The 19,603-nt window shown below is 69.8% G+C and carries 18 protein-coding genes and 1 pseudogene; 6 read left to right on the top strand and 13 right to left on the bottom strand.

Annotation, left to right across the window (positions count from 1 at the left end; genetic code table 11):
• Window positions 1–581 precede the first annotated feature (581 nt).
• Window positions 582–1,265: an NUDIX hydrolase gene (locus tag AB0B96_RS12585; RefSeq protein WP_362898192.1), complete on the bottom strand. Its 684-nt coding sequence runs from the start codon at window positions 1,263–1,265 to the stop codon at window positions 582–584.
• Between AB0B96_RS12585 and AB0B96_RS12580 the strand changes: the two genes are divergently transcribed.
• The gene (locus AB0B96_RS12580; RefSeq protein WP_362898190.1) at window positions 1,222–1,575 is read left to right on the top strand and encodes an aldo/keto reductase; all 354 of its coding nucleotides are present in this window, start codon (window positions 1,222–1,224) and stop codon (window positions 1,573–1,575) included. The two genes, AB0B96_RS12585 and AB0B96_RS12580, sit on opposite strands and share 44 nt — an antisense overlap.
• Window positions 1,576–1,712: 137 nt before the next feature.
• Here the strand turns inward: AB0B96_RS12580 and AB0B96_RS12575 are convergent, their stop codons facing one another.
• The 11 genes from AB0B96_RS12575 to AB0B96_RS12525 all read right to left on the bottom strand — a co-directional run bounded on the left by AB0B96_RS12575 (window position 1,713) and on the right by AB0B96_RS12525 (window position 12,048).
• Window positions 1,713–2,516 carry an SDR family oxidoreductase gene (locus tag AB0B96_RS12575; RefSeq protein ID WP_362898188.1) on the bottom strand — a complete coding sequence of 268 codons (804 nt, stop codon included), beginning with the start codon at window positions 2,514–2,516 and terminating at the stop codon, window positions 1,713–1,715.
• Window positions 2,517–2,541: 25 nt separating this feature from the next.
• Window positions 2,542–3,486 (bottom strand): carbohydrate ABC transporter permease, encoded by a 945-nt coding sequence (locus AB0B96_RS12570; RefSeq protein WP_362898186.1) that lies wholly within the window; start codon window positions 3,484–3,486, stop codon window positions 2,542–2,544.
• Complete coding sequence (locus AB0B96_RS12565) at window positions 3,470–4,348, bottom strand: sugar ABC transporter permease (RefSeq protein ID WP_362898184.1); 879 nt, start codon at window positions 4,346–4,348, stop codon at window positions 3,470–3,472. Before AB0B96_RS12565 ends, AB0B96_RS12570 begins: the two co-directional genes overlap by 17 nt.
• Before the next feature lie 66 nt (window positions 4,349–4,414).
• Window positions 4,415–5,764: an extracellular solute-binding protein gene (locus tag AB0B96_RS12560; RefSeq protein WP_362898182.1), complete on the bottom strand. Its 1,350-nt coding sequence runs from the start codon at window positions 5,762–5,764 to the stop codon at window positions 4,415–4,417.
• A gap of 94 nt (window positions 5,765–5,858) precedes the next feature.
• Entirely contained in the window at window positions 5,859–6,848 is a 990-nt protein-coding gene (locus AB0B96_RS12555; RefSeq protein WP_362898180.1) for a dihydrodipicolinate synthase family protein, read from the bottom strand.
• Window positions 6,849–6,965: 117 nt separating this feature from the next.
• Window positions 6,966–7,709 carry an amidohydrolase family protein gene (locus AB0B96_RS12550; protein WP_362898178.1) on the bottom strand — a complete coding sequence of 248 codons (744 nt, stop codon included), beginning with the start codon at window positions 7,707–7,709 and terminating at the stop codon, window positions 6,966–6,968.
• Window positions 7,699–8,586, bottom strand: a complete 888-nt coding sequence (locus tag AB0B96_RS12545) for an amidohydrolase family protein (protein ID WP_362898176.1) — start codon at window positions 8,584–8,586, stop codon at window positions 7,699–7,701. Before AB0B96_RS12545 ends, AB0B96_RS12550 begins: the two co-directional genes overlap by 11 nt.
• Window positions 8,583–9,689: an enolase C-terminal domain-like protein gene (locus AB0B96_RS12540; RefSeq protein ID WP_362898173.1), complete on the bottom strand. Its 1,107-nt coding sequence runs from the start codon at window positions 9,687–9,689 to the stop codon at window positions 8,583–8,585. The genes AB0B96_RS12545 and AB0B96_RS12540 overlap by 4 nt, the downstream gene beginning before the upstream one ends.
• Window positions 9,686–10,447 (bottom strand): amidohydrolase family protein, encoded by a 762-nt coding sequence (locus tag AB0B96_RS12535; protein WP_362898171.1) that lies wholly within the window; start codon window positions 10,445–10,447, stop codon window positions 9,686–9,688. The genes AB0B96_RS12540 and AB0B96_RS12535 overlap by 4 nt, the downstream gene beginning before the upstream one ends.
• Window positions 10,444–11,181: a creatininase family protein gene (locus AB0B96_RS12530; RefSeq protein WP_362898169.1), complete on the bottom strand. Its 738-nt coding sequence runs from the start codon at window positions 11,179–11,181 to the stop codon at window positions 10,444–10,446. Before AB0B96_RS12530 ends, AB0B96_RS12535 begins: the two co-directional genes overlap by 4 nt.
• Window positions 11,182–11,226: 45 nt before the next feature.
• Window positions 11,227–12,048, bottom strand: a complete 822-nt coding sequence (locus AB0B96_RS12525) for an IclR family transcriptional regulator (RefSeq protein WP_362898167.1) — start codon at window positions 12,046–12,048, stop codon at window positions 11,227–11,229.
• 162 nt (window positions 12,049–12,210) lie between these two features.
• On the opposite strand from AB0B96_RS12525, the gene AB0B96_RS12520 reads away from it, so the two are divergent.
• From AB0B96_RS12520 to AB0B96_RS12500, 5 genes are all read left to right on the top strand, one after another.
• Window positions 12,211–12,864, top strand: a complete 654-nt coding sequence (locus tag AB0B96_RS12520; protein ID WP_362898165.1) for a bifunctional 4-hydroxy-2-oxoglutarate aldolase/2-dehydro-3-deoxy-phosphogluconate aldolase — start codon at window positions 12,211–12,213, stop codon at window positions 12,862–12,864.
• Window positions 12,857–13,804 carry a sugar kinase gene (locus tag AB0B96_RS12515; protein WP_362898163.1) on the top strand — a complete coding sequence of 316 codons (948 nt, stop codon included), beginning with the start codon at window positions 12,857–12,859 and terminating at the stop codon, window positions 13,802–13,804. The genes AB0B96_RS12520 and AB0B96_RS12515 overlap by 8 nt, the downstream gene beginning before the upstream one ends.
• Window positions 13,805–14,052: 248 nt before the next feature.
• Window positions 14,053–16,515, top strand: a complete 2,463-nt coding sequence (locus AB0B96_RS12510; RefSeq protein ID WP_362898161.1) for a hypothetical protein — start codon at window positions 14,053–14,055, stop codon at window positions 16,513–16,515.
• Window positions 16,515–18,404, top strand: a complete 1,890-nt coding sequence (locus AB0B96_RS12505; RefSeq protein WP_362898159.1) for a VCBS repeat-containing protein — start codon at window positions 16,515–16,517, stop codon at window positions 18,402–18,404. Before AB0B96_RS12510 ends, AB0B96_RS12505 begins: the two co-directional genes overlap by 1 nt.
• Window positions 18,405–18,430: 26 nt before the next feature.
• Window positions 18,431–18,832: a Rid family hydrolase gene (locus tag AB0B96_RS12500; RefSeq protein WP_362898157.1), complete on the top strand. Its 402-nt coding sequence runs from the start codon at window positions 18,431–18,433 to the stop codon at window positions 18,830–18,832.
• Window positions 18,833–18,972: 140 nt separating this feature from the next.
• On the opposite strand, the pseudogene AB0B96_RS12495 reads toward AB0B96_RS12500, so the two are convergent.
• Window positions 18,973–19,585, bottom strand: a pseudogene (locus AB0B96_RS12495) (putative protein N(5)-glutamine methyltransferase); the annotation flags it as partial.
• Window positions 19,586–19,603 lie beyond the last annotated feature (18 nt).

Here is a 19,603-nt window from a genome sequence, read left to right as displayed (position 1 = left end):
GTGAGCATGGGCGAGCGCGTCGCAGCGCATCACGAAGATGGCCGTCGCGGGTGACCACGGCGCGAGGAAACGGGGAGGCGGAACCGGGTCGGCAGGGGGAGGAAACGAGGGGGGCGGGACGACAGGAGGGGAAACGGGGAGGTGGGACCGGGTCGGCAGGAGCGGTCGGCGTCCGCCCCCGCCGACCCGGCTATCCCCCCTGTGACGGCGGCACGGCACCCTCGGGTGCCGCGTCGGCCGTCAGCGGGTCATGGTGGGAGAGATCAGCAGTCGCATGACGACCTCCAAGCCGTTTGAGGGGGGTGAGTGGGCGAGGGGGCCGGCTCCCGGTCACTCCGGCTACGGCCCGACCACCGCGCGCCCGCGCGATGGTTCGACCCGCTCCCCGGCCTCGACCTCGGGCGGCGCCGCCCCTCGCCATGCGGGGGACGAAGAGCGAGGTGCTGCGTTCTCAATGGCCGCACCTCCCGAACTTTCGCCAACTGCACGGCTCATTCTGGTGTGAGCTTAAAATGTTACGTACTAATTGTCCAGATGTTACGGCCGAACTCATGGAACTTTTGTCGCTCATGGACGAAAGTTCAGGGGTATTGATGGAAACTCCACCTGCGTGACACAAAAAACCGCAGGCCATGACGACGATCGCCGATTAGTGGCCGCCATCCGGCATCGGCGGCACTGGAAGCTGGCGTGCCACTCCCGTGACGGCCCCGCCCGGGTGCCGAGACCAAGCCTGATCCGGTTCGGCGGACATCTGAGATCAGAAGTCGATCGCACCGAATCGACCCCAAGCACGTGTGCGCCATCGTGTGTACGGATGGCGGGGTCGGCGATTCGGAGTGCGTCCAGTAGGCGGATCGAAAAGGCTTCCGACATGCGGGCCGAGACCTCGTCGAGTGTGAGCCACGCGGCCTCCGTCGCCTCTTCGGTCGGTTTGGCTCGTCCCCCACCGGGTGGCAGAGAAAGACCAGGGAGACGACGCCGAGCGTCATGTTCTTGTGGACGCCGGTCAGGCGGATCGGCTCGACGTGGACGCCTGTCTCTTCCAGGACCTCGCGCCGGACCGTGTCCAACGGGCCTTCTTCCAGTTCGACGACACCGCCGGGCAACTGCCACTCGCCGTTGTCGCGCCGCCTGATCGCGAGGAAGCGGCCTTTCGTGTCGATAACAGCGGCGCCCGCACTCACCGAGTGCAGAGGTCGGTCATTCCGATATGCCCGCGTGCGGTCTGGTTGGACGGGTTCAGGCTTCTCGTTCAGGGACATCCGGGCCTCGCCTCGGCGGCCCAACCGGGCCAGGCTCGACGCCGTCGAGCGGCTGGCCGAAGTCGCCGACGAGGCCGGCCTGACGATGATCCAGCTCGCGCTCGGATTCGCGACCGCGCATCCGGCCGTGACCAGCGCGCTCATCGGCCCCCGCACGCTGGACCACCTGCACTCGCAACTCGCCGCCGCCGACACCGTGCTCTCCGCCGACGTGCTCGACGCGATCGTCGCCCCCGGCACCGACCTCGCCGCACACGAGAAGTACGACACCCCGCCCGCGCTGCTCGACCCGTCACTGCGGCGGCGCTGATCGTCCGAGGGGCGGCCTTCACCCCCTCTCCCACGGCTCCCGAGTCCGCGCGATCCGCTGCGACGATTCGCCGTGGCCGTACGAGAACAGGGCCGAGGAGGGGCCGGCGAACCCCGCCCCGGCCTGGGCTCCGGAGGTCAGCCGGCGTCGACGACGGCCGCGCCGATGTCCACCGCCATGGCTCGGCTCCCGGCCAGGAGGCCGCCGTCCACGGGCAGGTCGATCCCGTTGATCCAGGAGGCGCGGTCGCCCGCCAGGAACGCGACGGCCTCGGCGACGTCGTCCACGGTGCCGACCCGTCCCATCGGGTACCACCGGGCCGCCTCTTCCAGGGCGTGCGGGTCGGTCGCGAGCCGGTCCTCCCAGGCCGGGGTGGCGATCGTACCGGGCGACACCGAGTTGACTCGCACGCCGTACGGCCCGTACTGGGCGGCCAGGCTGCGGGTGAGGTTGAGCAGCCCGGCCTTGGCGGCGCTGTAGGTGTCGTTGCCGAAGTAGCGGTGGCCGTTGACCGAGGCCACGTTGACCACGGATCCCCGCCTGACCTCGCGCATGCCCGGTAGGACCGCCTGGCACAGGCGGATCGCCCCGCCGAGGACGACGTCCACGTCGATCGACCAGACCGACTCGGGCACCGATTCGAACTCGATGTTGCTGCAGACGGCGGCGTTGTTGACCAGGACGTTCAGGGGACCGTGGCGCGAGGTGATCGAGCCGACCGCCGACCGGACGGACTTCTCCGAGCGCACGTCGAGGTGGACGGCCTCGGCGTCCTCGATCCCGTCCGCGACCGCGCGCGCCGCGTCCAGGTCGACGTCGGTGACGATCACCGCGGCGCCTTCGGCGTGGAGGACGCGGGCGATCGCCGCCCCGATGCCTCCGCCGGCGCCGGTGATCAGCGCGCGGCGCGGTGCGGCCGCGTCCCGAGAACCGGATGACATGGATCTTCCTCTCTCGCCTCTCGGCTCAGCCCTTGAGCGCGCCGGCCGTCAGGCCCTTGGTGATCTGCTTCTGAAGTACGGCGAATCCGAGCAGTACGGGGGTGACCGTGATCATCATCCCTGCGAACAGCGTGGCCCAGTTGGTGCCGTAGTCGGCGGCCTGACCCAGTTGGAACAGCCCGAGCGGCAGGGGCATCTTCTCCGGCGAGTGGATCAGCAGCAGCGCGTAGAAGAACTCGTTCCAGTTCTGCAGGAAGCTGATGATGGCGACCGACGCCAGCCCGGGTCCCATGAGGGGGAGGATCACCGAGACGAACGTGCGGGCCGGGCCCGCTCCGTCCATCGCCGCCGCCTCCTCCAGTTCGTACGGCAGGGTCTTCATGAAGCCGACCAGGACGAAGACGTTGAACGGCAGGTTGTAGGTGGCGTAGACGAGGATCAGGCCGAATTGGCTGTCGAGGAGGCGGAGGTCCTGCATGATCAGGTAGAGCGGCGCGAAGGTGACCATCCACGGGATCATCAGCCCGAGCAGGAAGGCGCTCAGGATCAGGCCGCTGAACCTGAAGGTGATCCGGGCCAGAGGATAGGCGGCGAACACGGCCAGTACGACGCCGACCGCGGTCGAGGCGACGCTGATGACCACACTGTTGCCGAAGAACAGGCCGATGTTCGCGCGGTCCCAGGCGTTGGCGTAGTTCTCCCAGCGCCACCCGCTGGCGATCTGCCAGGGAGGCGTGGAGATGAACTCGCCGTTCGTCTTCATCGACACGTTGAAGACCCAGGCGTAGGCGCTGATCGAGGACAGCGCGACCCCGCCGAGCAGCAGGTAGAAGAAGAGGTGGTGCGGGCGGAAAGGCGCGCGGGGGCGGGATGAGACGCCCTTCCACCGCGGGGCGGGGGCGGGCGGTGGGGGCGTGTCCGCGGGACCGGCGGGCACGGGGCGCTCGGTCAGGTCAGTACTGGAGGTCATCGCGCTTCATCACCTTGTTGAGGAGCTTGGCCACCGTCAGCATGACCACCACGAGCACGACGCCGATGGCAGCGGCGTAACCGAATTCGGCCCGGTCGAAGGCCACGCGGTACATCAGCGTGCCGACGGTCTCGGTCGAGCCGAAGGGGCCGCCGCCGGTCATGATGTAGACGAAGGCGAACGTCTGCAGGCTCTGGACCACCCACAGGATGGCGAGCATGCGCAGGAGGTCGCGCATCATCGGCAGCATGATGCTGCGGAACACCCGCCACTCGCCCGCCCCGTCGATGCGCGCGGCCTGCAGGACGTCGGTGGGCAGGCGCTCGAAACCGGCGCACAGCAGGACGATCCAGATGCCGATGCCGTGCCACACGGACACGAACGTCACGGCGGCCAGGGCGGTCGCGGGGTCGCCGAGCCAGATCTTGGCCAGGGCGCCCAGCCCCATGGACTCCAGCGCGGGATTGATCAGGCCGAGGGTGGGGTGGTAGAGGAACTTCCACATCAGCGAGACGACGGCGACCGACAGGACCACCGGGGCGAACACCACGAACCTGAAGAAGCGTTCGCCGTGGATGCGCTGCGACAGGGCCCAGGCGATCGCCATGGCGGGCGGGAACAGCATGCCGCTGCCGATGAGGGTGAGCAGGAAGGTGTTCTTGAGCGAGTTGAAGAAGGCGGGGTCGTCCACCAGCAGGCGGTACTGGTCGATCCCGACGAACCGCATCGTTCCCGTGCGGGAGAACTCGTGCAGCGACAGGTCCACCGTCTTGACCAGCGGATAGAGGAAGAAGACCCCCAGCAGCGCGAGCGCGGGGAGCAGGAATGGGACGATGATGCGTCGCTGGGCCGCCTTGAGCATGTGGCCTCCCGGGGTTCATACCCGCCGCGGGAACGGAGCCCGGGAGGCGGGTTCGGTTGAGGGGGTTCAGTTGCCGTAGACCCGGCGCAGTTCCTTGTCGAGGTTGTCGAGGGTCTGCTGGGCGTCCTGCTTACCGAAGAGCAGCTTGGCGATCTGGGGATAGACGACGTCCTTGGCCTTGGACTGCAGCAGGCCGTAGTAGCTCGCCTGGAGCCGGTCGGCCTTGGCCACGACGTCGGAGATGCCCGGCAGGCCGGGGGGGCTCGGCACTCCCTTGACCCCGGAGACCTCGCCGATCTCGTTGGACCTGCGGGTCTGGGTCTCCACGCTGGTGACCCGGCGGATCCACTCCAGCGACAGCGGGATGTTCTCACTCTTGGCCGACACCGACATCAGCTGGGCGGCGGCGAGCATGCTCGCCTGGTCGCCGGTCCCGCCGGTCACGGTCGGGAACTGCAGGACGCCCAGCTCGAAGCCCTCGGGGATCACGTCGGCCATCTCGCTGACGAGCCAGCTGCCCATGAGGATCATGCCGGCCTTGCCCTGGAAGAACTGGGCCTGGGCGGCGGTGAAGTCGGTGCCCTCGAACCCTTTGAGGAAGCCCTTCCTGTCCCGCAGGTCCTGGAGCATCTGCAGCCCCTTGAGGAATCCCGGGTCGTCGGTGATGTTCCCCTCGCCCTCGATGAGGACGCCGTGGACCTTGTCGTATCCGACGGTGCGCAGCCAGATGTTGTCGCTCCACATGCCCATGTAGGGCTCGAACAGGCCGGTGACCGCGATCGGGTCCACGCCCGCGGCCTTGAGCCCGTCGACGGCCTTGGTCAGGTCGTCCCAGGTGGCGGGCGGGGTGATGTTGTGCTTTTTGAAGAGTCCGGCGTTGTAGAACAGCACCTGCAGGGACAGCTCGGAGGGGACGCCGTAGATCTTCTTGTTCGCCGGGTGTTCCATGAACTGCATGACCGCCGGGCTGAACTGGTCCAGCCACGGCTTGCCGGTGGTCGTGTCGACCTGCTCCAGGTAGGGCTTGAGATCGAGCAGGGCGCCGCTGTCGGCCCAGTCCAGCAGCGCCGGGTTGGTGCCGTCGAACATCGTGTAGTCGACGTCCAGCCCGTCGCCGGCGCGCCACCTCTGTTCCAGGGCCGGGCGCGCCTTGGTGTTGGCGAAGGTCGTCTTCAGGTCGGCGCCGGGGTGGTCCTTCTCGATCCCGGCGGCGACGTCCTCCAGGAACTTCAGGGAGGGGGTGCCGACGGCGGGGAGCACGCCGACCTCGATAGGCCCGCCCTTGATGTCCTGCTGCCAGCTCTTGGCGTCGGGTGCCTTCGCGGCGGCCTGGTTCGCGTCGTTTCCGCCACCTCCGCCGCACGCGGTCAGAGCCAGGCAGGGAACGACGATTAAACCGGCAAGTAGCTTATGCATAACTTTCGTCACGGAAACCTCCACTCTTAGTGATATTGGGTTTTATGTCTATATTTCTAGGCTTATGTCGCAATTACTTGGTTCCAGATGGAAGTCAGTTCCGTCCGGACAGATCCGGCAGCAGATCCGCGAACTCGTTGAGGAACACCTCGATCCGGCGGAGTTCCTCGGCGTCGAGCACGTGGGCGGGCTTGCGACAGTGGGCGCTGTCGATGAGACCCCGGCGGAACGAGATCTGCTTCTCGGCGGCGATGATGAGCTCGGTGTCGAGCATCCAGTACGAGATGTACGGCAGCAGCCGCCGGTGCAGGTCCTCGCCGCCCGCCTCGTCGCCGGAGGTGAGCCGGCGCCAGATCTCGACATAGATCTCGGTGAAGGAGCATCCGGGCTGGCTGCCGACCGCGCCGCGCCGCCAGGCGTCGGGCAGTTGCACTCCGGCGTAGCCCTCCAGTGAGGTCACCGGCGGGTCGAGCGCGGCCAGTTCGCCGATGAGCCGTCCGGGCGGGTTGGACTCCACCTTGACCAGCCGGAGGTTCGGGTGGGCGCGAACCAGGTCGGCGATGGTGGCCGCGTCGAGGCTGCTTCCCGTCTCGTTCGGGGCGTACTGCAGTACCACCGGGGTCGGCGCGACCGCCGCCAGGACCGCCGCCACATGCTCGATCTGGGAGCGGCGCGAGGGGTTGAGGAAGTGCGGCGCCAGCAGGTTGATCAGGTCCGCCCCGGCGGCCACGACCTCGCGGGCCCGCGCGACGGCCATCCGGGTGGTGTGGTCCTGCACCGCGACGATCGCGGCGAAGTCCTTCCGGTGGGCGGTCCGCCGCAGCAGGATCCCGGTCAGCTCGCGGCGCTCGTCCTCGGTGAGCTTGTAGTACTCCGAGGCGAACCCCGGGAACATCGCGCTCGTCACGCCCGTGCCGAGGACGTGGTCGACGACCCGGCCGAACCCCTCGAAGTCGACGTCTCCGGCGTCGGTGAACGGAACCGCGAGAACGGGCGAGATCCCCCGAACCAGGTCCGAGGCGTCGCCGCGGCCGTCGCCGTTGAGGGAGGCCGGCGTGGGAGAGGCACTCGTCTGGGTGTTCATTCGCCCTCCTGGCTTGATGAGGCTTTATATTCGAAATATCGAAACTATTTTCCTAAATAGGAACAATAGACGCCCAGGTCCCCCCGCGACAAGAGGGCGCGGGGGGAAGAGGGGAGCTCAGCTGAGAGAGGGGCCCAGAAGGCGCATGATGGTGCCACCGAGCACCTGGCGCCGCGCGTCGTCGTCGAGCGGCCAGTCCAGCACCCGGCGCAGCTCGGAGCGGGGCACCGTGTAGGGGGCGTCGGTGGAGAAGACCAGCCGCGACGGACCGATCTCCGGATCCCGGCCCAGCTCGGTCAGTACGGTGTCCCACGGCGCGTAGCTGGTGTCGCCGTAGAGGTTCGGCGCGTAGCGCAGCGCCGGTGCCGCGTCGATCCAGAAGTCGGTGGCGCCGCTGCGGCCCATCACGAACGGCGTTTCCGGCCGGCGTCTGGCCAGGCTGGCCAGGGGGAGCGGCAGCGCGCTCGGGGGAGTGCCGGTGCGGACGTAGACGGGCCACCCCGCCTCGGCCGCGAAGTCCAGCAGCGGGTCCAGGAGCCCGTCGAGGAGGTCGAACCCCTGGAGCACGCTGTCCACGTTGAGGGCGCGGGCACCGGCGTCCCTGGCACGTTCCAGTTCGTCCACGGCCGCCCGGCCGCGCCACGGATTGGCGACCGCGTACGGGATCAGCCGCCCCCCTGACGCGGCCGCCGCCGCGGTCACATGCTCGTTGCCGGTCCGGTTGTCGTAGGCGATGCAGCGTTCGTCCGGTGCCACCAGCGCCACGTCGACGCCCAGTGCGTCCATTGCCGAGATCAGCCGATCGGCCTCCAGTTCGACCTCGCGTCCCCGCCCCAGTCGTACGTGCGCGTCAACGATCAATGGGTTCTCCCACGGTCAGGCCGAGTGCGGAGAGCGCGTCGGCATGGATGATCTGCTCGATGAGTTCGGACGGCACGCGCGGCAGCGCCGTACCCTCCAAGATCTTGTTGACGCCGCGCAGCCCCGCCATCGCCTCGCCGGTATTGGCGATCGGGTAGTCCGAGCCGAGCAGGAGCTTGTGCGTGCACCCCCATTCGACCGCGGCGAGCAGCGACTCGTAGCAGACCCACGGCCGCAGATAGATCGAGGAGACGTCGGCGTAGACGTGGGGGTGCTTGCGGATCGTCGCCACGGTCTCCTTCCCCCAGGGATGGCCCATGTGGGCCATGACGATGCGCAGCTCGGGGAAGCGCAGCGCGACCTCGTCGGTCACCAGCGGGTAGGTGTAGCGCAGCGGCGCCGCGCGGATCGGTGAGGCCCCCTGGTGGAAGAGGATGGGGAGCGCGTTCCTCTCGCAGTAGGCGTAGAACGCCAGCGCGGGCTCCCCGAGCGGGTCGAAGTTCTGGTAGTTCGGGCCGAGCTTGACGCCGACGAGCCCCATCTCGCGACATCGCTCGGCCTCCTGGATGCAGTCGGTGGACGTGGGGTCGACGGACATGAACCCGATGCGGCGGGCGGGGTCGTTCGCCACGAACTCCGCGGTCGCGTCGTTGGTCCGTTCCGGAGCGTGCGGTATGCCGGTCGCGGCGGCCGGGTCGGCCACCGCGATGTTGAACACGATCGCGATGTCCGCCGCGGACATGGCGTCGTCGAAGTCGGCCCAGGTGTTCGTGGTGATGACGGGACGGTCGGTGCGCCAGGAGGTGAAGACGCACGTCTCCTCGGGTGGCACCGTGTCGCGGTGGGTGGGAGTGTGGGCGTGGACATCGACGATCATCGGAATTCCCTCATCAGATCTGCTCGCGGCCGGACCCCCAGTCCGGGTGAATCCCCGAGCCTGACGCGACGGCCGTCGCTGTCCAGCGGCTCGGCGAGGATGTCCTCGGCGTAGTAGTGCGCGCCGATGATGTCGGAGGGGAACTCCCTCGACAACGTCGGTAGTGCGCAGGCGACATGGAGCTGTGCGGCGGCGCCGATCCCCAGCTCGCCGTTGGAGCCGATGAGCGTGTCGACCCCGAAAGCCGAGGCGAGCCGTCCCATGGCCACGGCGCGGCCGGGGCCGCCGCTCTTGCCCACGTAGAGGCTGACGCAGTCGGCCGCCTCCGCCCGTACGAGCGCCGTCAGGTCGGCCATGCCGAAGACAGACTCGTCGGCGACCACCGGCAGGCCGAGGCTCCGCAACTGCCGCATGCCGTCCAGATCGGCCGGTGCGACCGGTTGCTCGACGAACGAGACGCCCCGCTCGGCCAGCGCCGGGATCGCCCGGGCCGCCTGGCTGCGCGTCCATCCTCCGTTGGCGTCGGCGCCCAGGAAGGCCGCGGGGCCCGCGAGCCCGCGGGCCCGGGACACCCGGGCGGCGTCGCCTTCGACGCCGAGGCCGACCTTGACCTTGAACGCCTGGAATCCGGCCGTCGTCGCCGCCCGGAAGACCGAGTCCAGCGCCGCCCCGTCGCCGGACAGCGAGAGCTTGATCGGGACCTCGTCGCGGTACGGACCGCCGAGCGCCACGGCGAGCGGGACGTCGAGGGTCCTGGCGAACGCGTCCCACAGCGCGATGGACACGCCCGCCTTGGTGAACGGGTTGCCCGCGAGCAGCCGGTCCATCAGGAGTTCCAGGCCGCCGACCGGCGCGAGCGGCCGGCCCACCAGGGCGGGCTCCAGGACCTCGCGGATGAAGTGAGCGGCGCTGACGCCGTCCTCGCCGCTCCACAGCGGCGTCGCGCTGACCTCGCCGTACCCTTCGACGCCGGTGCTGGTCACCACGCGGACCAGCAGGAAGTCCGAACGGGCATGGGTCCCCCTGGCGCCGGTGACGACCAGGTCCGGATGCACCTCCAGGCTGATCGCCGCGGTGTGGACCGCGGCGACGGTCGGCCTCACCGCCCCGCCGCCAGCAGAGCGCGGGGGTTGTCGACCAGCATCGCCCGGCGCCGCTCGTCGGTGATCCCCCACCCGTCGATCTCGGCCACTCGGGCCACCGCGTAGTCCTGGCTCTTGCGGTCCGACAGACCGGCATCGGTGCCGAACAGGACCTTGTGCGAGGGCGCCCGGGAGAGGATCTCGCGCGCCGCGTAGGGCGGCGTTCCGCAGATGCAGATGTAGAGGTTGGGGGTCTCGATGGTGAGGGCGAGCGACTCCCGCCAGGTGTCGTGCAGGCCTGCGTGCCCCAGGACCACCGGGAGCGAGGGGTGCCGCCGCGCCAGGGCCGCGATCTGCCCGCCGGTGGAGTAGGGCGGTGTCCCGTCGTGGCTGAGCAGGATGCCGCCGCTCTGGGCGAGAACGTCGCAGATCGGGTCGAGCGCCAGTTCGTGCATGCTGAAGCCCTGCAGCCACGGATGCAGCTTCAGGCCGCGCAGCCCGAGCCGGTTGAGCATGCGGTCGACCTCCTCGGGGGCGTCCGCGCGGCGCGGGTGCACGGTCCCGAAGCCGGCCAGCCGTCGCGGATACTGTCCGACGAACGCGGCGAGGTCGTCGTTGGCCTCGGGAGTGGCGTCGAAGAGGCCGTCGTGGCTGAGGACCACCGCCTGTTCGATACCGGCCGAGTCCATGAAAGCGACGAACTCGTCCGCGCCGAACGTGACGCCGCCCAGCCAACTGGTGGTGCGCCACGTGGGGGTATGGGTGTGGAAGTCGATCAAAGGACGCTCGCAATCTCGACCAGGCGGTCCGCCGCCCGGTTGACGATGTCTTCCAACCGGCGTTCGCCGTCGCCGACCCGGGCCAGTTCGGGACGGTCGGTGAAGCCGTCGATCCGGCGCCACACCGTCCCGGAGTGCAGGTCCACGTCCTGGACGGTCAGGACCTCCGGCGCCCGGGTCCGGGGTTCGCGCGGACCGACCAGGTCGGCCCGGACGGCCAGCACCATCGAGGTCTCGAACTCTCCCGCGTGTCCCGGAACCGGCGGCTCGCCTTCGGTGCCGGCGAGCCGCCAGTAGTCCAGGTGTGCGACGGACAGGTCGAAGCGGGTCGAACCCGCGGCGGCCGCGGCGTGGCAGACGCCGATGTTGCCGCCGTGCCCGTTGAGCAGGACCACCCGCCGCCCGCCCTGCGCCGCGATCGAGCGGAGCAGGTCGCAGATCACGGCGAGCAGCGTCTCCGGTGACAGGGAGAGCGTCCCGCCGTACGGCAGGTGGTGGTCCGACGCGCCCCAGGCGATCGTGGGGGCGACGATCAGCGGCCTGCCGCTGCGGTCGGCCGCCGCCGCCGCCGCGCCGTCGGCGACGGCGGCGGCGATGAGGGTGTCCGTCGAGGTCGGCAGGTGCGGCCCATGCTGCTCGGTCGCACCGACGGGGATGATGACGACGGCCTCTGGCAGGTGCCGTCTCAGCCGGTCGCGATCCGTTTCGGACCATCGCAGAGCTACCGACACCATCACGCTTCCTTCGGTATATCGTAATTATTTCCGATACGCCGAATACTAGGAGCCGACGAGCTCGGATGGCAATGACCCGGTTCGACATCCGAGCCGCCGGGATATCACGATGCCGAGACGGACGACGCCCGCCACGGCGAGGTCGCGCCTGTCCTCGGCGAAGTCGCGGGCGAACCCGGTCACTCCGACCGACCCGGCGATCCGGCCCTCCGCGTCGAAGAACGGCGCGGCCAGGCAGGAGATCCCGGCCTGCTCCTCTTCGTCCTCGAAGGCGTAGCCGTCAGCGCGCACCCGCTCCAGCAGCTCCTTGAACGCCTCCGGGTTGGAATCCCTGGCCCGTGGCCCCTGTCCGGCCTTCAGGCGCGGCAGCAGGACGGCGAGCTCGTCGGCGGGCAGGTGGGCCGCGATGGCCCGGCCCAGTGCGGTCAGGTCGAAGGGCGCGACCTTGCCCGGGTAGGTGTCGAACTGGATGAAGCCCGGGGTCGCGGCCTTGGCCACGTAGACCACCGACGCGCCGTCCAGGACCCCGATGTGGACGGGCATCCCCAGCTCCTCGCCGAGCGCCCGCATCTCGGCGGTCGCGATCTGCGACAGGTCGACCTTGCGGACCAGTTGGCTGGCCAGGCTGTAGAGCCGTAGTGTGGGGCGCCAGAAGTGGCTGCGCCCGACCACCCTGCGGGTGGCGTATCCCCGATGCTCCAGGGTGTAGACGATGCTCGCGCAGGTCGCCAGCGGGATGCGGGTCACCTTGGCCAGCGCCGTCAGCGTGAGGTCCTCCTCGGCCATCACCAGCTGTTCGAGAACGGTCAGCGTGCGGTCCACACCCGGAGACGCCGGGCGCTCCACCCCACTGCCACCATCAGACATCGACCAGTCCTGCCTTTCTGCTCGTTGTTCCCGTGCTTCTCGTTCCCGTGCCTCGCACGGCACCGGCGTCGGTGGCCGCTCATCGGAACGTGACCCCAGCCCTCGAGGTTCGATATTCTGAGATTCCGATAATAGTTTCACTATATCGAAACGATGGGACCCGTGAGCGCTGAACAAGGGAACCCGGGAGCGACCGTTTCCGGCGTTGTAGCCATCATCCGCCTGCGTGAGAGTGAACCCGACGACGCCATCGCGACCGCCCTGCTGGGCGGCGGTGTGAACGTCATGGAGGTGACCCTGCCCACCCCCGGAGCCCTCGGCGTGATCCGCCGCTGGAGTGCGCACCCGGGCATCCTCGTCGGGGCCGGAACCGTGCGCACCGCCTCCGACGCCGACGCGGCGATCGCCGCGGGGGCCCGCTTCCTGGTGACCCCCACGACCATGCCGGACGTCCTCGGCGTCGCCCGCGCCGCGGGTGTGCCCGTGGCGTGCGGCGCGCTCACCCCGACCGAGATCGACCTGGCCTGGGGCCACGGCGCCGCCGCGGTCAAGGTCTTCCCCGTCTCCGCCCTCGGCGGCGCCGGCTATCTGCGGGCCGTCCGCGAACCGCTCGACGACGTGCCCCTGCTGCCCACGGGCGGGGTGGGCCTGGAAGACGTCGCCTCCTACGCGCGGATGGGGTGCGTCGGCGTCGGCGTCGGCGGCGCGCTCGTCTCCGCGGACCTGGTCGCGGCCCGACGCTGGGGGGCGATCACCGAGCGCGCGGGCGCCTTCGCCGCGGCGTGGAACGAAGGGCTGGCGGGGCGAGATGCCTGACGTTCTGACACTCGGCGAGGCCATGGTCTGCCTGCGGGCCGACGGCCAGGTCAGGCTCGGGGGGACCGCCCGGATGAGCGTCGCGGGCGCCGAGGCCAACGTCGCCATCGGCCTGACCCGGCTCGGGCACGACGTCGCGTTCGTCGGTGCCGTCGGGCCCGACCAGTTCGGCGAGCTCGTACGGCGCACGCTGCGCGCGGAGGGGGTCGGCGTCCACGCGCTACGGACCGACCCGGCACCGACCGGCATCGTGGTCTTCGAAGAGCGTCTCACCGGGGTGACGCGGGTGGACTACCACCGGCACGGCTCGGCCGGTAGCGGGCTCTCCGTCCCCGACGTGGAGGGCGCGTTCGCGGCGCTCCCGGATCCACCGCGGATCCTGCACGTCACCGGGGTGACCCCGGCCCTCGGCGAGGGCACGGCGCTGGCCGTGCGCGCCGCGGTCCGCCTGGCCAGAGCCGCCGGCGCGCGCGTCTGCCTGGACGTGAACCATCGCGGCCGGCTCTGGTCCGAGGCGCGGGCCCGCCGGGTGCTGACCGAGCTGGCCGCCGAGGCCGACATCGTCGTCGCCTCCGAGGACGAGCTCGCGCTCGCCTCGCCCGGCGACGACGAGGCGGGCCGGGTGCGGTCGCTGCTGGCCGGGGGAGCGGCCGAGGTCGTCGTCAAGCGCGGGGCGGCCGGCGCCACGGTGTTCACCGCCGGCGAGGCGCTCAGCCTCCCGGCCAGGCCCGTCACCGCCGTCGATGTGATCGGCGCCGGCGACGCCTTCGTCGCCGGATACCTCTCCGGGCTGCTGGACGGCCTGCCTCCGGACGGGCGGCTGGCGCGGGCGATCACCACGGGAGCCTTCGCGGTCGCCGTGCGCGGCGACTGGGAGGGGGCGCCGACCCGCGCGGAGCTGTCCCTGCTCGGCCTGCCGGACGGCACGGCGGTCCGGTGAGGGTGCCGCCCGCCGCCGGATCCTGACACCGCCGAGTGTGAGTTTCATGCTGTCCGTCTAACAAATCCCATCACGGGCGAATTGTCACTTCCCGTGACGCACCCCCTTGCCTTTCCTGGATGCCAGTGCCACAGTTTTCTATTATCGATACTCCGAACATATCTTCGGGATAGCGAAAATTCCTTACCCCCCCTGTCGTCACGTCCGGCACCGACGCTGTGCGAGTGCCGTTCGAGGAGGCTGTCCAAGTGACTGAACCATCCAGGCGCCGAATGCTCCAGATGGCCGGCGGAGCCGTCGTCGCCGGAGGCGCGTTGGCCGCCACGGCCCCCCTGACCGGACTGTCGGCCGCGCACGCCGACACGTTCGTACCGACCCCCCTGGCCGCGACCGACCCCGAGCCGAACGTCGAGCGCTCCAAGCACTGGTGGCCGGCGCAGCGCAACGTCTGGACGCCCATCGGCTGGAAGGGCCACCTCTTCCGGTTCAACGTCGTCTACAACGGCGCGCTCATCTGCGACCCCAGCTGGGTCCTGGCGGCCAAGCCCAACACCCAGCCCTGGCATGGGAAGAACTTCCAGACGACCGTCGTCATGCCCATGCGCGGCGGCGGCTTCCAGCCCTTCCCCGCCTTCCAGTACGAGGTCTGGGACGACGACCTCGGCCAGGGCAAGCAGGGCTGGGAGGAGGACAGCGACGCCCCGGTCCTGTGGACCGAGCACCGCCGCCAAGAGGGCCTGGTCATCAAGCAATCGGTCTTCGCGCACGTCCCGGGCGAGCAGACCGTCCAGACGGCGACCGAGCCGCTGTACTCCTGGACCCGCTTCGAGGTCACCCACGTCGACCCGGTCAGCGCGGTGAAGGACTTCGTGTTCCAGCTCTGGCTCAGCGGGTCGTACATGAAGCCCGCGGGGCCGTACCAGGACGAGGACGGAGTGCCCCTCACCGTCTTCCCCCAGACGGCGCCGATCCCCACCGGCCTGACGATGGGCCGGGTGTGGAACCCGACCGGCAAGCCCATCACGGTGCCCATCACCGATGCCGAGGGCAACGTCAAGGTCATGGTGACCACAGCCGACAAGGGCTCCATCGCCATGACCGAGAACAAGGTCAAGGGCGTGTACGACCTGCGGCTCGGCCTGCCCGCGACGGTCGGGGCCCACATCGACGTGCTGATCCCGATGATCCCCGCGCCGCTCGCCGACGCCAAGGCCGAGGCCGAGCTCGGCCGCGACGCGGCGCTCGCCAAGTGCCAGGCGTTCTGGAAGGAGAACGCGCCGACGATCGCGGTCGTCGACACCCCGGAGAACTACGTCAACCAGGTCATGCGCCGCGGTCCGCAACTCGCCCAGGTGGTCGCGGAGAAGAGTCCCGACACCGGGCTGTTCACCTTCCTGTCCGGCTCGTACGCCTACGACGTGCTGTGGAGCACGCCGACCTCCATGGTCAGCCACATGTTCATGGACCGGCTCGGCTACCACGACGTCGTCGAGAACCACATCGAGATCTACAAGGCCACCCAGGGGACGCGGACCCCGCCGGGCGCCGTCTTCGCCGGTGGCTCCTACCCGGGGTACCTGTCGACCCCCAAGACGTTGCAGGCCATCGACTGGATCAGCGACCACGGCGCGATCCTGGAGATCCTGTCGGTGCACGCGCTGCTGACCAACCGTCCGGCGTTCATCGCCAAGTGGACCGACGTCATCGTCAAGGCGTGCGAGTACATCGTCCAGGCCTGCGCGCTCACCAACCACAGCGGCGTCAAGGGCCTGATGCCCCCCGGTCACTCCACCGACGAAGGCGTCGAGACCCAGGGCTTCATCAGCCAGTGCTTCACCTACAAGGGGCTCGCCTCCGCCGTCGAGTTCCTGCAGCGGATCAAGCACCCCCGTGCCGGCGAGTTCGCCACGTTCGCGAACACCTTCCGTACGACGTTCGTCCAGGCCGTCCGCGACCTCGCCGACCGGTCGGCGAAGTGGACCGACGCCGAGGGCAAGCAGTGGCCGGTCTTCCGGCCGCAGTTCGCGGGCGAGGGCGTCTGGGACGCCTTCACAATGCTCGACACCGGCGCGCTGATGTCGGTGTGGGCCGGGCTGATGCCGGCCTCCGACCCGATGATGAAGTCGTTCGTCGAGTTCTTCCGGGTGGGCCCCAACACCAAGCTGTTCGACCCGGTACACCACAACGCGCTGGACCGCGCCATCCTCGACCACGAGCAGTCCTCGGCCGAGCCCTGCTACAGCTGGAACATGTTCCACACCTGGCAGCTGGGGGAGCGGGCGCCCTTCATCGAGGGGTTGTACGGCCTGCTCACCGGCGGACTCTCCCAGGACACCTACATCTCCAGCGAGCACCGCAACGCGATCTACGGCAACCTCTTCTCCTACCCCATCATCACCTGGTGCCTCCTCCACTCGGTGATCGACGACAGCCTCGTCCCCGACCAGTTGCAGTTGCTGCGGCTCTGCCCGCTGGAGTGGCTTTCCGCCGAGAAGCAGACCCGTTTCGAGAAGGTCCCCACCAAGTTCGGCCCGGTCACGCTGCGCTTCAAGTTGGAAGGCAAGAACAAGGACACCCTCAAGGTGGAGTACAGCGGCGACTGGCACCACAAGCCCAAGAACGTGGTGGTCGAGACACCGCCGCTGCCCGACCTGAAGTGGATCACCGTCAACGGAAAGAAGTACCGCACCGGCCGAAGGATCGTGCTCTGATGAAGATGTCGATACGGGCGACCGCGGTCGCCTCGGCCCTCGCCCTCGCGGTCCTCACCGTCGCCCCGGCCGCGCACGCGGCGCCCGGCGACGACCGCAAGCGGCCCACCCCCGCTCCCACCGAGCCCTACCACTCCGGCAAATCCGGTAAGCCCAGCAAGCCGGGCAAGATCAAGACCAAGAAGTGGGATGTCAGCGGCCTCCGAGCCAAGGTGCTCGCCACGGCCCCCGAGCTGACCGCCCGCGCGGACGCGTCCCGCGCCGCCGCGCCCCCGGCGCCGGTCGCGAACGACGTCACCGGCGACGGCCGGGCCGACCTGGTCGCCCAGCTGTCCGGCGCCGACGCCGGAGCGCTGCGCGTCTACAACGGCAACGGGGCCACCACCTCCAACCCGTGGGAGACGACCTACACCGCGACGCCGCCGCAGTGGGAGTTCGCCGATACCCTCATCGTCGCCGACGTCACCGGCGACAACCGCGCCGATGTCATCGTGCGCGACCCCTCGGCGAACAACGGCACGCTGTACGTCTACCCCAACGACGGCTCCGGCTCGGCGAACCCGTGGCCCAACCGTTTCGCCGCCGGCACCGGATGGAACATCGTCGACCGGATCCTCGTCGGCGACGTCACCGGCGACGGCAGACCCGACCTACTGGCGCGCAATCCCCACGAAGCCAGCGGAACCCTCTACGTCTACCCGAACAACGGCTCGGTCACCTCCAACCCGTGGACCCGGTCTCCGATCTGGTCGGGCACCGGGTGGAACCTCGCCCAGATGATGATGCTCGACGACGTCACCGGCGACGGCAAACCCGAAATCGTCGTCCGCGACGCCACCGGAGCACTCCTGGTCTACCCGCACAACGGGTCGACCACGTCGAACTTCTGGACCTCGATCGTGTACGGGAGCACCGGCGGCTGGAGCAGCACCGACCGGCTGTCCATGGCCGACGTCACCGGCGACGGGCGCCCGGACGTGATCTCGCGGGACCCCTCCGGCGCCCTGTGGATCCATCCCTGGCAGAACGCCACGGCGGGCTCGATGTGGTCGCCGACGATCCGCTTCGCCGCGGGCACCGGCTTCGAGTACGCGCTCGACGTCGTGACCGGCGACGTGACCGGCGACGGCAAGCCCGACCTGATCGTCCATGTCGCCCGCAACGGCGACCTGTGGCTGCTGCCGAACAACAAGGCGGCCACCGGCAATCCCTGGCCCGACCGGGTCAGTGCCGGCACTGACTGGGGCTTCGCCTCGCAGATTCTCCTCGCCGACGTCAACGGCGACCGCCTTCAGGACGTGCTCGCGGTTGACAAGCGCCTCTCCAACGGCACCCTGTGGATCTACCTCAACAACGGGTCCACGACCGGCCTGCGCTGGACCACCCGCTACTTCGGCGGAACCGGCTGGAACATCTTCAACCACCTGATCGCCGGAGACGTCACCGGCGACGGCCGCGCCGACCTCATCGGACGTGACAACAGCGGCGACCTGTACGCCTACCCCGGCAACGGATCGACCACGGCCTTCCCGTGGGCACCGCGCGCGTGGGTCGGCAGCAACTGGCAGACGGCCACCCGGCTCGCCCTCGGCGACGTGGACCACGACGGCATCGCCGACCTCGTCGACCTGGAGAACGACGGGTCCCTGTGGGTCTTCCCGACCGGCGCCTCAACCGATCCGATCGTGATTCCGGGCAACTGGAGCGGAACGCGGACGCTCGGCCTCGGGTACGTGACCGGGGGCTCCGGGCCCGACCTGGTGGTCGGCGACGCCTCAGGCGGACTGTCGATCTACGCCAACAACGGCGCGACCTCGGGCAACCGCTGGTCCAGCACTCCCAGATCGGGCGGCAACGGCTTCCAGAGCGCGGTCTCCCTGGTGCTGTAGCACCGGCCACCGAGAGGATTTCAGGTATGACACACACCAAGGCGGGTATCCGCACCGATCAGGCCCCGCCCCCGCGGGGCGCCTACTCCCAGGCCGTCGTCGTCGGAGACCTCGTCTACACCGCGGGCTTCGGGCCGGTCGACCCGGTGACCCGGGCGATCGTCGGAGACGACGTCGCCGAGCAGACCCGCCAGACACTGCGCAACGTCGCCGCAGCGCTGGAGGCCGCGGGCTCGGACCTGCAGGACGTCGTCAAGGTGACCGCGCACCTTGCCGACGTCGACAACGACTGGGACGGCTTCGACACGGCCTACCGCGAGTTCTTCGACGAACCGCGCCCGGCCCGCACGACCGCGGGATCCAACCTCGGCGGAATCCTCGTGGAGATCGACGTCGTCGCGGTCAAGGGCTGCCGCCGACGGTCCTGATCCTCTCACCGCGCGCCGAGCCGGTGTCGGGGCCCTCGGCGCGCGGTGAGGAGGCCCCACCACGCGAAGCGGGCGGTGGCTCGCCGGGCCGATGAGCGGACACACACGTCTTCGCCCGGTATCGATGGGTGCCCGCCCGCTCAGGAGGGGGACCTGGTCCCGATGACGACGGTGGCGTCCAGCTCGTCGGAACCGGCCACCCGCGGGATCAGGCCGTTGCGGGCGAAGATCTCGGCGGCCTCCGGCGCCTGGCGCTCACTCGTCTCGACCAGCAGGAGACCTCTCGGGGCCAGCCAATACGGCGCGGCGGCGGTCACCCGCCGCACGACGTCAAGACCGTCCGCGCCACCGTCGAGCGCCGTCCGCGGCTCGTGGACGCGGGCCTCCGGGGGGCGCCTCGGTGGGCACGTAGGGGGCGCTGGCCACCAGGACGCCGACGCGGCCGCGCAGCCCGGCGGGCAGCGGCTCGTAGAGATCGCCTTCGTACACCCGGTCGCCGGCGGCGGCGAGGTTGCGGCGGGCGCACCGGACGGCGGCCGGGTCGATGTCGACGGCGTGCAGTTCGGCCCGGTCCAGTGCGGCGCCCCCCGCGCCCGAGCCGCAGCACAGGTCGACGACCACGGTCCGTGACCGAGGGAGGACCTGGCCGGCGAGGCCGGAGGCCGGACTGGCGAGGCCTGCGGGCCGGTGGGCCAGGGCCGCGGCCTGGAGGGCGAGGAACTCGGTACGGCGGCGGGGGACGAAGACCCCGGGGCTCTGACGGACAGAGTG

This window comes from Streptosporangium sp. NPDC049046, from assembly GCF_040649155.1.
In the GTDB taxonomy this organism is placed as follows: Bacteria; Actinomycetota; Actinomycetes; order Streptosporangiales; family Streptosporangiaceae; genus Streptosporangium.
This window is presented reverse-complemented; position numbering and strand designations above follow the sequence as displayed.

Coding starts and splice junctions, on each gene's coding strand:
- AB0B96_RS12585 (WP_362898192.1), bottom strand. CDS start 1,265: ATGTCCCTGAACGAGAAGCCTGAACCCGTCCAACCAGACCGCACGCGG.
- AB0B96_RS12575 (WP_362898188.1), bottom strand. CDS start 2,516: ATGTCATCCGGTTCTCGGGACGCGGCCGCACCGCGCCGCGCGCTGATC.
- AB0B96_RS12570 (WP_362898186.1), bottom strand. CDS start 3,486: ATGACCTCCAGTACTGACCTGACCGAGCGCCCCGTGCCCGCCGGTCCC.
- AB0B96_RS12565 (WP_362898184.1), bottom strand. CDS start 4,348: ATGCTCAAGGCGGCCCAGCGACGCATCATCGTCCCATTCCTGCTCCCC.
- AB0B96_RS12560 (WP_362898182.1), bottom strand. CDS start 5,764: ATGCATAAGCTACTTGCCGGTTTAATCGTCGTTCCCTGCCTGGCTCTG.
- AB0B96_RS12555 (WP_362898180.1), bottom strand. CDS start 6,848: ATGAACACCCAGACGAGTGCCTCTCCCACGCCGGCCTCCCTCAACGGC.
- AB0B96_RS12545 (WP_362898176.1), bottom strand. CDS start 8,586: ATGATCGTCGATGTCCACGCCCACACTCCCACCCACCGCGACACGGTG.
- AB0B96_RS12530 (WP_362898169.1), bottom strand. CDS start 11,181: ATGGTGTCGGTAGCTCTGCGATGGTCCGAAACGGATCGCGACCGGCTG.
- AB0B96_RS12525 (WP_362898167.1), bottom strand. CDS start 12,048: ATGTCTGATGGTGGCAGTGGGGTGGAGCGCCCGGCGTCTCCGGGTGTG.
- AB0B96_RS12515 (WP_362898163.1), top strand. CDS start 12,857: ATGCCTGACGTTCTGACACTCGGCGAGGCCATGGTCTGCCTGCGGGCC.
- AB0B96_RS12505 (WP_362898159.1), top strand. CDS start 16,515: ATGAAGATGTCGATACGGGCGACCGCGGTCGCCTCGGCCCTCGCCCTC.
- AB0B96_RS12500 (WP_362898157.1), top strand. CDS start 18,431: ATGACACACACCAAGGCGGGTATCCGCACCGATCAGGCCCCGCCCCCG.